The 12,949-nt window shown below is 41.7% G+C and carries 8 protein-coding genes; 5 read left to right on the forward strand and 3 right to left on the reverse strand.

Annotated elements, in window-relative coordinates; all coding sequences use genetic code 11:
- Nucleotides 1-21: 21 nt before the first annotated feature.
- Both R9C00_00905 and R9C00_00910 read right to left on the reverse strand, forming a co-directional pair.
- Nucleotides 22-3,063 (reverse strand): TonB-dependent receptor, encoded by a 3,042-nt coding sequence (locus tag R9C00_00905; GenBank protein WPO36008.1) that lies wholly within the window; start codon nt 3,061-3,063, stop codon nt 22-24.
- Between the two features lie 270 nt (nt 3,064-3,333).
- A complete protein-coding gene (locus R9C00_00910; protein ID WPO36009.1) occupies nt 3,334-6,195 on the reverse strand; it encodes a triple tyrosine motif-containing protein in 2,862 nt (953 codons plus the stop codon).
- 115 nt (nt 6,196-6,310) lie between these two features.
- Here R9C00_00910 and R9C00_00915 point away from each other — a divergent pair, with 115 nt between their 5' ends.
- From R9C00_00915 to R9C00_00925, 3 genes are all read left to right on the forward strand, one after another.
- On the forward strand, nt 6,311-7,255 hold the full coding sequence (locus R9C00_00915; GenBank protein WPO36010.1) for a bestrophin family ion channel: 945 nt from the start codon (nt 6,311-6,313) through the stop codon (nt 7,253-7,255).
- Nucleotides 7,256-7,576: 321 nt separating this feature from the next.
- A complete protein-coding gene (locus R9C00_00920; protein WPO36011.1) occupies nt 7,577-8,974 on the forward strand; it encodes a tetratricopeptide repeat protein in 1,398 nt (465 codons plus the stop codon).
- Between the two features lie 399 nt (nt 8,975-9,373).
- Complete coding sequence (locus tag R9C00_00925) at nt 9,374-10,138, forward strand: phosphosulfolactate synthase (protein ID WPO36012.1); 765 nt, start codon at nt 9,374-9,376, stop codon at nt 10,136-10,138.
- 52 nt (nt 10,139-10,190) lie between these two features.
- On the opposite strand, the gene R9C00_00930 is transcribed toward R9C00_00925, so the two are convergent.
- A complete protein-coding gene (locus R9C00_00930) occupies nt 10,191-11,696 on the reverse strand; it encodes a PLP-dependent aminotransferase family protein (GenBank protein WPO36013.1) in 1,506 nt (501 codons plus the stop codon).
- A gap of 89 nt (nt 11,697-11,785) precedes the next feature.
- Here R9C00_00930 and R9C00_00935 point away from each other — a divergent pair, with 89 nt between their 5' ends.
- Together R9C00_00935 and R9C00_00940 are read left to right on the forward strand one after the other, a co-directional pair.
- Nucleotides 11,786-12,259: an OsmC family protein gene (locus R9C00_00935; GenBank protein ID WPO36014.1), complete on the forward strand. Its 474-nt coding sequence runs from the start codon at nt 11,786-11,788 to the stop codon at nt 12,257-12,259.
- Nucleotides 12,260-12,284: 25 nt separating this feature from the next.
- Entirely contained in the window at nt 12,285-12,944 is a 660-nt protein-coding gene (locus R9C00_00940) for a pyridoxamine 5'-phosphate oxidase family protein (protein ID WPO36015.1), read from the forward strand.
- Nucleotides 12,945-12,949 lie beyond the last annotated feature (5 nt).

The following is a 12,949-nucleotide window of genomic DNA, read 5'->3' on the forward strand; positions in this document are numbered from 1 at the left end:
GTTTTTACAAATAGCATGTGCTTAGAATTTAACATTTAGCCCCATGGTGTACACTGCCGGAATTGGATAGGTTTGCCTATCTATACCATCGGAAACTTCTGGGTTAAAACCATTATAGTTGAAAAGGGTAAGGGGGCGCTCGGCTGTAGCGTATATTCTGATGGCTGGCATTTCAGCACCAAATAGCTCTTTGTTCACGAAGTTATAAGCAAGGTTTATATTCTGAATCCTAAAGAAAGAACCATCTTCCACAAAGTAGTCGCTCATTTTTTGGTTCCATCCTTTTCTAAGGCCTTTCGAAGAAGGGTATTCGTTGGAAGTGCCTTCTCCGTGCCAGCGGTTAGTAGCCAAGTCAGCATCGATGTTTCCGTCCGAAGTCCAGATAAGCTCGCCTCGCTTACGGTTAAGTATTTTGTTGCCAGATTGGCCCATGAAATTGGCAGATAGGTCTATATTTTTGAAAGAGACGCCAAAGTTGAAGCCATACATGAGAGAAGGAAGATACGATCCAAGTACCACTCTGTCATCGTCATCTATTGCACCATCGCCATTTTGGTCTACATATTTAAAATCGCCAGGTTCGAGGTTGTTTTCTACTGCTACAGGGTCGTTTTGTACTTCTTCATCGGTTTGGTAAACGCCAGCTATTTCACGGCCATAGAAAGCAAGAAGTGGTTCGCCTACCATGGAGCGTTGGCGGAACTCTGCTGAGCCACCGTCAATATAAGGCTGCCCGTAAAGGTCTCTCACTTCATTTTTTAAGGTGGCAAGGTTACCTCCAGCGTAGTATTTCAAGCCGTTGTCAAGCTCATCGCTCCAGTTAAGCGCTAGTTCAAAACCTGAGTTTCGGATGACGCCCACGTTTCTGAGCACTGTACCGCCTATGGCTGGGATATTTACATTGATGGCTGCATTTTTTGTATCTCGGATGTAGTAATCAGCCTCTATGGATAGCCTATTGTTCAAGATTCTAGAAGAAAGTCCAACGTCCCATTCTTCAGTTACTTCCCAACCTAGGTAAGAAAATGTGCTTGACGTAGTAGTTCCTGAAACCAGCACATCATCTATCGCCGTAGTTACTACCGATGTGGTGATGGCGCCATCGCTGGCACTGATCTTATCGTTGCCAAGCTCTCCCCAGCTAGCTCTCAATTTCAAGAAATCGATAATGTTGTTGCCTACTAAGAAGTTTTCCTCGGAAAGAACCCAACCTGCTCCAATTGTGGGGAAATAACCCCATTTTTCTTGGTATTTAGAGCTTCCATCCGCCCTCATAGTTCCGTAGAGCAAGTATCGGTCATTGTAATTGTAAGAGATTCTGCCAAAGTAAGAGAAGCCGTATTGCCTGCTGCCGTTGTCGCCTACTCCGTCGATCACGATGGTCTCAGATTGTGAGAGATACCATGATTCTTCATTCTCGTAAGGGAAATTAAGCCCTCTGGCTCTTAGTTGCTGCCAAGATTCATCCCTGAAGGAAGTACCGACCATTGCAGTGATGAAATGGCTTCCAATGTCCTTTTTGTAGGTAAGTACGTTGTCCCAAATCTTATTGAAATAAGTTTCAGTGGTTTTGTTCAACGTGGCATCAGCTCTTTGGAAACCGTCGGTAATGTAATAAGGTAAGGCAACATCCCTTATTTCGAGGTTTGTATAACTTTGGTTGTAGGCAGATTTGAATGAAAGTGCTTCGGGAAGCAAGTCAATATTTACATAGAAGTTGGTCAAAAGTTTCCTGATCCTCTGTTTGCTATTGTTGAAGTCCATTGAAGGAAAGGGGTTTTGCCCTCCTCTGTAGCCTAAAAGTTGAGCACTGGCATAATTTGTAGGCCATGCATCTGTATTTTCTTCATCGTAAATAGGTAAGATAGGTACTGCAAAATAAGCTTGGCTCCAAGCGGATTGCTCTTCCTCATATTTAGTTGCTTCACTCCAAATGACATTTCCTCCAATTGTGAGCCAATCATTCGCCTTGTAGTCTATTTTGGAACGTAGGTTGAAACGTTCATATTCATTTTTCATATCGAGGATGCCTTCTTGGGCAAAGTAACTTCCGCCTATGGAGTACGATGCGTTTTGCCCACCACCCGTTATGTTCAGACTGTGGTTTTGGATAGACGCTGGGCGAATAATTTCTTTGTACCAATCTGTATTTACATCCGGCACGTTGGGGTTTACCCGGCTTCTGCCGTAGCGTTGCATGGCATTGAGGATCAATTCTGCATCGGCAGCTGAACCAGACTCGTTGGCCATGTTGGTGAATTGCTCGGCGTTGGCCATTTTCAATATGTTTTGAGCGATCTGTGTGCCGTAATAGCCATCGTAGGTGATTTCAGCTTTTTGATTGTAAGAGCCTGTTTTGGTTTCTATCAACACCACTCCATTTGCTGCCCTTACACCGTAAATAGCGGCTGCAGAAGCATCTTTCATTACAGAGATGGATTGAATATCGTTGGTGTTAAGGAAGTCGATATTATCAAAAAACATTCCATCTACCACATAAAGTGGCGCTTCGTTGTCACTACCGGGATAAGAACCTATGCCACGGATACGGACAGTTGGTGATGCTCCTGGCGAACCGCTACTCACAATTTGGAGACCGGCTACCTTACCTTGCAAAGCTTGCATGGCTTGGCTGGTAGGTGTGTTTACAATGTCTTTTGCTTTTACGGTAGTGATGGAAGATGTGAGATCTTTGGTGTTTGATTCACCATAACCAATGATCACGATTTCTTCCAAGGCCTGAATATCGGGCTCTAGTGAGATGTTGATTGTAGAGCGTTCGCCTACTTGAACTTCCATGGAGCTAAATCCTACATAGCTAAATATGAGAACGTCATCGTTGGAGTTTACCGAGATACTGAAGTTTCCGTTTATATCGGTTACTGTACCGTTTGCAGTGCCTTTAATGAGTACGTTTACACCTGGTAATTCTTCAGCAGTTTCAACGTCTAATACTTTGCCTTGAACCGTGCGCTGCTGTGCGAGTATTTCTGTGAAGCTAAGCAACAGCATACATAAAAGAAATGCCTTAGCAGCATTTACTACTTGTTTATGTTTTTTCATATTTCATATTTTAAGTTAAACTCAGGCTAAGGTAGGTTTTGCTCAGGAGCTTATAAAATATGAAGCTACTACTTCAATACTTCACCGAGTGATGGGGCTTTTTTTTTACCTTTACATCACTACATCATTGTTTATCAACTTACTGGTTATTAATTATTTATAAAGGTTGAAATGTGAGAAAAGTTTGAGTAGTAAACCGAAAAAAAATGCTAGTAGGGAAGAGGCTCTGTTCCAAAGAATTGGTTGAGAACTCAAAAAACGATCATAAAACTAAGAATAGCTCATTATAAATTTTACAAGATTGGTGTCATGATCGAGCTTCATTTTTTTTCTGAGCCTGTACCTTCGGATTTCCACTCCACGCACCGAAATATTGAGCAATGAGGCGATCTCTTTGGAGGAAAGGTTCATCTTCAAGTAGGCGCAAAGTTGGAGGTCTGCGGGGGTGAGGTCGGTAAATTCTTCCTCTAGTTTTTGCAAGAAGTTTTCATGGACTTCACTAAAGCTCTGTTCAAACATTTTCCAATCGTTTTCTGAGGTGATGTCCAAATCGATGTTTCGGATGATCCGGTTGTAGTGCTTGGAAGGGAACCTTGTCCCTAACTCTTCCTTCATCTTTGTCAGCTCCTCTTTCACGGTAATGAGGGTGTTGTTTTTATGGATAAGGGAAAAGGTAGATTTTGCCAAGCGACTGTTCCTTAGTTTGATTTCTTTTCTAAGGTTTTCATTCCTCATTTTAATGAGGCGTTTTTCATTTTCCGCAGCTTCTTTTTCTAGCAAGCGCTTTTGTTCTATTTCATGCTTTTGCTGTATTTTCTTTACCGACCGTTTATTCCATACAAAGCTATAAGTTACCATGAACACAATTAGCAATACATAGAGCATGCGAGCGGCTATGCTCCTGTACCAAGGTGGGTTTACAGAAAAGCTAAATGTAACCTCATCTTCCTGAGTTCCATCGGTAGGGACTATGCGCAGCGTGTACTGCCCGTGCTCTAAGTTCTGAAATACAAGTTCTTCTTGGTTTTCCAAAATAAACCATTGGTTGCTATTACCTTCTAGCTTATAGCGGAAGCGAACATCGCCGACAAACTGAGGGAAGGAGAGCTGAATGCTTAGGTCATTGAAGGTAAAGGGGATTTTGGGATCGGGGTTTTGTAAAGAAAGTGGGTTTCCGTTTTTGTCAGAGAAAGTAAGCTTTCGCAAAAAAATACGAGGCTTCCAGTCGGAAAAGTTATCTGCCCAAATTTTGTCGAAAACGGCGTATCCATTATCCAAATAGATAAGCGTGAACCTTGAGTCAATCGTGTACACATTTTCATGCCCGGGGATGAGGTATCCATTTAAATCGCTCAAAATGGTGCCATCTACTTCTACTACGTGGTTTTCATCCATAATTGCCCGCTGGCATTTTCCATCATTGAACACCCAATAATTATTCTTATGGGTTTTGTAGAAATGTGCAGAGATGGAGAAATTTCCAAGAGAATTATTCAAATAGTCTACGGGAAAAAAACTGTTTCGGACCTCATCGTAATACACAAACCCTGAGTCGGCACTAAAAACCAGCTTGGTATCTAGCGAGTTGATGTAGGTTTTAGTTTTTGGGAAAAAAGACCTTATCTCTTCTATTTGGGTGAGCGAGTCGTTTAGCTCTAACCTAAATAGCCCTTGGTGATGGTGCGAAACCCAAAGAATATCTTTTCGCTCAAACGCGACTATTTTGGACAGTTTGTCGAAGCCATTTATTTTATGTGAATATTTCCAGCTTCCCCTTTCTTTTTTGTACACATATAGGCCTGTGTAGCTGCCTTGTACAATGTAATCTCTATCAAATGGAAATTGCTGAATTTGGTATCCGCCTGTAATGTCTGAAATCTTTCTTAGCGTATTTCTTTCTATGATATAAGTTGCGGAGTTGTGCCCGCAAAAGAGCGTGCTGTCTATCACGGATAACTCCCAAACTTGCCCTTGTGAGCCTGGGATGAGGGAGAAGCTTGATTGTGGAGCATATTTTTTCTCTAGGTTTTTATAAAAGACGCCCCTGTTGGTGCCCAAATAGAGCTGGTTTTGGAAGATTACAGAGGAATACACCGAACCAATGTTCCCAAATAGATCGGTGTTGTAATAAAGGGGCGAGTTGATTTTGATCAAATCAATACCGTTATCAAGTCCAACCCACAAATTATTTTTTTTATCTAGCCAAAAGCTAAGTACCGTGTTGTTGTTGAGCCCTCCCTTTTCTTTGTTTATCTGTGCGACTATTTCACCTTTACTATTTAAGATATATACTCCTCCCAAAATAGTCCCAACTGCATACAGTTCATCATCGATCTTGATGCCTCTGTTTATTTGATGGTCTTTAAGAACTTGCTGGGCGGGTGTGTCCCATTGGTTAATTCGACCGTTTGCATAGAGGTAAAACCCATTGTTTTCTGTGCCTATCAATATGCTCGACGAATCGGCAAAAGGGACCATTATATTTACCCGCTTATTGATGAGGGCTTCGCTGTTTGGCAGCAAAACGGGTTGCTTGTTTTTTACTTCAAAAATCCCCTTTTCTACAGAGGGAATAAACAACCTATCATTGACCAAGAAAGGAGGGAAGATGACTCCTTGCCCTGAGATTATTTTTGTCGTGGTGTTGCCATCGTAAAGAAAGGTGATGGAAAAGGTCTGGAAAATAATATCATCTCCAAACTTGGTGATCCACCAAATATCCTCTTCACCAAAGTCATTTTCTGGTAGGCTATCGGATAAGGAAGTGTATGACAAATTGAATTCGTCATCAATATTCCAGTAGCCAAACTCCCCTAAGGATCCGCTGTAAATCCTGTCCCCATCTGCAAATACCGAGCGGATGATGGGAGATCCGGGCAGATTGTATTTTTTCCATCTCAGCCCGTCGTACTGCAATAACCCATTTGAATTTCCTACATAAATAAAGCCCCTATCATCCTGCGTGATCGACCAGTTTTGGTTACCAGCCTTGTATTCTTTTTTGGTGAAATGCTTAATGAACGGGATGCCATAATTGAAAAGGTCGTTCCCATTTGCTTTCGTGGCGAAAACAATTGAAAACAGGATTAAAAAATTAAATGAAAAGCTTTTTACAAGCTTGAGGTTTTGCATTATGCTTAAAAATAAGGGTTGAGTCAATTACCATCATGATTAACTCAAATATACACTTAATCGTTTTGAACGAGCAAAGCTTACGTATCCTAAACTAGCTTTTTAGGCTTAATTTATGCATTTTCAATTATTGATCGGAAATCATACTTTTGGGACTATGCTTATAGAAAAGAAAATCCCATTAAATCGAATTATCCAAAATACGTGGAAAAATGTGCTAGTAGTGACTGTTTATTCAACGATCATTACCGTTGCTAACCAGTACTATGGGCAAGACTACCTTAAATTCCCTTCCACTATTCCCGGGATAATGGGTACGGCGCTTTCGCTTTTCCTAGGTTTCCGAACCAACTCTGCTTATGACAGGTGGTGGGAAGCCAGAAAGATATGGGGAAGCATAGTGAACGATTCGCGTACGCTGGCTAGGCAGGCCGTCACATTTTTGGGTAGTGCCGATCACAAAAATGCAGAAGAGATAAAAACCATTGTATATAGGCAAATTTGTTGGTGTTATTCCTTGGCAGGTACATTGCGAAAGCAGCCTCTGGGCAAATATTTTAAAGAGTTTTTGAACGAAGAGGAAATTGCTGGAATAAGCGGAAATACCAACAGGCCTAATGCGCTTTTGCAAAAGCAAGAGGTTCATTTGAAAAAGCTTCAACAGCAAGGGGAAATGCATATGTTCGAGCTTATGAAAATGGACGAGACCCTTAGGAGGCTCTGCGATTCTATGGGTAAGTGCGAACGGATAAAAAACACGGTTTTTCCCACTCAGTACAGCTTTTTTATTCATTTTTTCATCATGGTATTTATTTTTATCTTGCCTTTTGGCATGGTCGATTATGCCAAGTACTTCACTATTCCGCTCACTGGCTTGCTCGCCTTTATTTTCCTGATGATAGAGACAATTGAGGTTTTGCTGCAAGACCCTTTTGAGGACCGCTCGAACGATACGCCTATGACAGCGCTGAGCCGAACCATTGAAATAAACCTCAAGCAGCAACTTGGCGAAATGGATACTCCACCAGCCATTACTCCTAAGCAAGGGGTTTTGATGTAAATGCTTAAAAGCCAATAATTAGGAATTGAGAAATGGTTGTGTGGCTAGCTTTTACCTTAGGTTACTGGTGAGTTATCAACAAAAAAAGCACGTTTTTTTTGTTCACTAATTGGAAGATTCCGTAAATTGAATGATTATTCCTGAAGTGGTGTTTAGTAATTGTAAAAAATAATAATGGGGTGTATACCCTTTTAATAGGTGATTTATACTACTTGGGGTTTTGCTTATGATTTATTCTGATTCAATTCCAGTATTATAAAATACCTTTGCAAGATTCCATTTTAACAGCTATACGTTTTCATAACATCATAAACTAACTTAATGGCGGAAAATTTCAGAAGGAATACAGAATTGCCCGAAGTTGTTTCGCAATTCGAGCAAATGCTAAAAGAAAATTCGGTTGTTTTCTTCGAGATCAATACCTACGAGCAGCTTGTGGAGCATTATCTGGAAGATGGCGATACCTCTAAGGCGCTCCAAGTCTGTGAAATAGCTGAGGGGCAATACCCCTTTTCTACAGAAATTCTTTTGTACAAAGCACGGATATATTCATTCGATAATCAGTTTGAAGAAGCATTCGAGGCTATAAATAAAGCTATTTCCCTCCAGCCAACCGATTCAGAACTCTTACATTTCCAAGGAAATCTTTATTCGATGGTGAGCGATTATGACAATGCCATAGATAGCTATGAGCGCGCATTGCCTTTTTCGGAAGAACCAGCGGAGGTTTTGTATAGCATTGGCTACATCTATCAGAGCCAAATGAGGTATTCAAAGGCCATAGGGTATTATAAAAAGGCACTTAAGCAAGATTTGGAACATGATGATGCACTTTTTGAGCTATCGTTTTGCCTCGATGCACTTGGTAACCTAGATGAATGCCTCGACTTTTTCAATGAGTTGATAGAAGAGGACCCTTACAATAGCTTGGCTTGGAATAATTTGGGTATTACCTATGGGAAGTTGAACCGCTTCAAAGATGCTGAAAAAGCATTTGAATATGCGGTACTGATAAATGATGATTTTGCCAATGGGCATTTCAACCTTGGCAATACGTATATGAACCTCAAGCAGTTTGGAAAGGCTTACGAGCAGTTTAAGCGAGTGCTAGAGGTAGAAGGGGCAAGTGCAGAGATTTATTGCTACTTAGGGGCGAGCTTAGAAGGGCAAGAAAACCTAACTTCGGCATTGAGGTACTTTAAACTTTCGATGGAGGAAGATAAAGAATACGAAGATGCTTGGTATGGAATGGGCATGTGCCTGAGCAAGCAAGGGAAATGGTTTGAGTCCATTCATTTTTTGAAAAAAGCTTCTGACCTGAACCCTCACCAAATGAAATATTTCTTGGCTTTGGCCGAGGTAGAATATAATGTAGGAAATACTATTTCAAGCTTAGAATATTACGAACGTGCTGCGGTGTTAGACCCTTCAGAACCGAATATTTGGCTTAATTGGTCCTTTATTTATTATGAAGAAGGAAATACATTAGAAGCAGTGGATGTATTGCTAAGAGGACTGGATGAAATTGCAGATAATGCAGATTTGCTTTACAGGGCTTGCGCGTATTTGATAGTGGAAGGTAAGTATGTAGAGGCTGCAGACTACCTCGAAACAGCACTTTTGCTCGATTATGACAAGCATACCCAGCTGTTCGAATTCTTTCCCGAATCCCAAACCCAAAAAGCGATTCTCAAGATTATCCAGCAATATAAAAGCTGAGTTTCTTTATAATTTTATTTGAAACCTTAGAAAGGCTAGTTTAAGACAAATTAGAAGCTGGAGGTTAGAGGTTTGAAAAAAATAACCTTTTGACGTTTTAGTTTTTTAACCCCTGATTTTTAGCTTCTAATCTCCTTACTTTCAGTCCTAAGCTTTTCTATTGTACGAATTATCAAGTAGGTTTCTAAAAAGTCTAAGTAGATAATCAAACCTCTAAAGCTTTTATTTGGCATGTACCCCAATTAGGTAGGATAACCTAACTACTTTCGCATTTTCGCCCGACTGTTACTACCTTAGCGCTTCAAAATTTTAAAAAACTTCGAATCATTGTGTTTGGAGGCTTGCCAATCTTTGTTTTTTTAGATTGTTCAAAGCCTAAATAGAAACTATACTGAGTAGATGAACTATCATTTGAATCAAGTTCCTGAGCGTGAAGTAAAACCGCGTAATTACGGTCTTACCATGGCAATGGACAAAGGACTTTCCCTCAGGGAAGCCGAAGATATGTTGGATTCTTCGGGCGAGTATATTGACATTATTAAGCTCGGTTGGGCTACTTCCTATGTTTACCCCAAGCTTCAAGAGAAATTAGATTTGTACCGCTCAGCGGGCTATCCGGTTTATTTTGGGGGTACACTGTTTGAAGCTTTTGTGGCCAGAGGTCAATTTGAAGATTACATTAGGGTGCTGGAAAAGTACAAAATGACCCATGCTGAAGTATCTGATGGTTCTTTGGAAATGGAGCATGATGATAAGCTAGGATATATCAGCAGGCTTTCCGAGTATGTGACGGTACTTTCGGAAGTAGGCTCAAAAGACGCTGAAAAAATCATCCCTCCGTACAAGTGGATTCAGCTAATGAAAACCGAGCTGGAAGCGGGTGCATGGAAAGTGATAGGTGAAGCTAGAGAAGGTGGAAACGTAGGTTTGTTCCGTTCCTCAGGAGAGGTTCGTTCGGGTTTGGTAGAAGAAATTCTTACCCAAATCCCAGGTGATAAAATCATTTGGGAAGCTCCGCAAAAAGCGCAGCAAGTTTGGTTTGTAAAACTGCTTGGTGCAAATGTTAACTTAGGAAATATAGCTCCAAATGAACTAATTCCTTTGGAAACGATACGTTTGGGCTTAAGAGGCGATACGTTTGACCATTTTTTAGGTAAGTGCTGAAGTTATTAAGAAGTTCAAGAAAGTCCCATGGAAGTAGTTTCATGGGACTTTTTCAAATCTTACTGTCCAAAGACTGGAATGTCAATGCCAGCCTGTTTACCGCTTCCCGAATTTCTTCTTCGTTGAGCGAGGCAAAGCCTAGTCGCATTCCCTGTAGCATTACCGGGTCATTTTCTTCTCTGTCCCAGCAATAATCGGCAATGGCCAAGTTTTGCGTTGCTGCTTCTTTCCTAAGTTCGTCCCAGCTATAAGGTTTTTTAAGCATTGCCCAAACCGCCATACCGCCTTCCGGAATTTCAAATTCAAAATACTTGCCTAGCTTTTCCTTCAGCAACGAACAAAATAAATCTCTTCTGTCCTTATAGATTTTTAATGCTTTCTTGCTGTGCCGCTGTACATCTCCGTTTTTTATCATTCTTGCCATCACTGCCTCCAGTAGCGCATCCCCTTGCCGGTCGATGATCCTTCGGTAGCGGGCCGCTTCGTCTACAAAATTGGAGGGGGCTACCATGTAACCGACCCGAATGGCGGGTGCTACTATTTTGCACAAAGCTCCAATGTACACCACATTCCCCTGTTCGTCCCCGCTTGCCAAAGGAAGAATGGGTGCGTTATTGTAATGAAAATCGTAGTCGTAATCGTCTTCAATGATGGCAAAGTTGTATTGCTGGGAAAGCTCCAATAAATGCATCCGCCGCTCCGCCGAAAGGGTGACTGTAGTGGGGTGATGATGGTGCGAGGTCACGTACACCGCCTTTATGTTTTTTTGCTGGCAAAGAGCTGCAATTTCATCGGTTATTAATCCCTTATCGTCCACATTTACCTTGTTCAAAACCCCACCCGATTCAATAAAAGTTTTGTTGGCTGAGCGATAATTGGTAGTTCCCACCACAATGTTGCCTTCGCTTTCCAAAAGTAGTTTTCCGGCAAGGTAAATACCCATTTGGCTTCCTCGGGTAATCAAAATATTTTCTGACTGAATAGCTAAGCCCCTGGTTTCATTCAGGTAGCTAGCCAGCGTTTCCCTTAGTTCTCCGTTCCCATAAATAGAGCCGTAGGTCAGTAGCTTTCGGTTATACGATTTCTGGACGATACTCCGATAGGTTCGGGCAATTTCTTCAATGGGGGCAATACGGCTATCGGGTACGCCATCGTCTAAAGTGATTACCCCTTCTTTTTGGGCAGTGGAATCTGGTCTGTTCAGATGGGCTTTTGAGTGAAAAGAAAAACCTGCTTCTTTTTTGGGTATTTCTGCCTTTTTAGAAAAATGCTCTTTTGCGATTGTCCGTGATTTTACGATCGGCAGAGCAGTATTTACAAACGTTCCTTTTGCCGGTTTAGACTCTAGCCAGCCTTGCGCCATAAGCTCGTCGTAGGCAGCAACAACTGTTTTTCTGTGGATGCTAAGTTGCTCGGCCATCAGCCTCGATCCGGGCAATTTGGTAGCAGGCGATAACTTTCCCTGTTTTATCAACTGAATAAGCTGGTTGCACAATTGGATATACACAGGGGTGCCTATTTTTCTATCTAGCTGGATAATGGTGCTGTAGGGAATCATAACCGGACTATTAAGTATGTTAAAACTGGATGCTTTAACTGCGCCACTAAGCTATTATTTTTGACGTGTTATTCAAAACACCTTTTGATATGAAAACTCAGCATCAGTATAACCTGAAATTAACCTGGACGGGAAACCAAGGGGATGGCACCAGCAATTATAAGACCTACGATCGAAGTCATACGATTGCAGCCGAAAACAAATCCGCTATTTTATGCTCGTCTGATCCCGCATTTCGGGGAGATAAAACCAAACATAATCCTGAAGAATTGCTACTAGGCTCAATTTCGGGCTGCCACATGCTGTGGTATTTGCATCTCTGTGCCACATCAGGCGTGGTGGTAGTCGAATATGACGATGATCCTATTGGGATGATGGTGGAAGAAGCGAATGGCAGCGGGCATTTTACAGAAGTGGTGCTAAAGCCCCATGTAGTAGTAGCCGAAGCATCGATGATAGCCAAGGCGAACGAGTTGCACCACCAGGCAAACAAGCTTTGCTTTATAGCCAATTCTTGCAACTTTCCCATAAACCACGAGCCAGTTTGTGTGACTAAAAACTAATTGTTTACCCAATAATTTAAAAAAAATGTCAACGTACGAAACAACCCCTTTGAACAAAGTAGTAAGAGGGCCTAAAAGAGCCACTTACGATAAAGACCAGATCAATGAGATTTTGGATGCCAAGTTCCTTTGCCACATCGCTTATACCTGGGAAGGAAAAGCAATAGTGATCCCCACGGCATACGGTAGGGATGGCGACAAAATTTACATCCACGGTTCTTTGAAAAACAGAATGATGTTGGGGCTACTTGAAGCGGGGGAAGCCTGTATTTCCGTCACCCATTTGGATGGCTTGGTACTAGCCCGCTCCGCTTTCCACCATTCGGCAAATTACAGATCGGTGAATGTGTTTGGGAAAGTGAAAAAGCTGGAAGGGCGAGAAGAAAAAATGGAAGCCCTAAAGTGTATCCTCAACCATATGATAGACGATCACTGGGAGAACATAAGGCAGCCCAACGAAAAAGAGCTAAACGCTACGCTAGTAATGGAAGTGAGCATGGATTCCGCTTCGGCAAAAATACGAGCAGAGGGTGCGATAGATGAAAAAGAAGACCTCGGCTTACCAATTTGGGCTGGGGTAGTCCCTATTGCAGAAAAAGCAGCTGAGCCTGTCAGGGATGAACTGCTATCGGATGATATTGTTATTCCCGAAGCGGTTACTCGGTATTTTGAAAAAAATAAGTAAAAGAT

The organism is Flammeovirgaceae bacterium SG7u.111, from assembly GCA_034044135.1.
In the GTDB taxonomy this organism is placed as follows: Bacteria; Bacteroidota; Bacteroidia; order Cytophagales; family Flammeovirgaceae.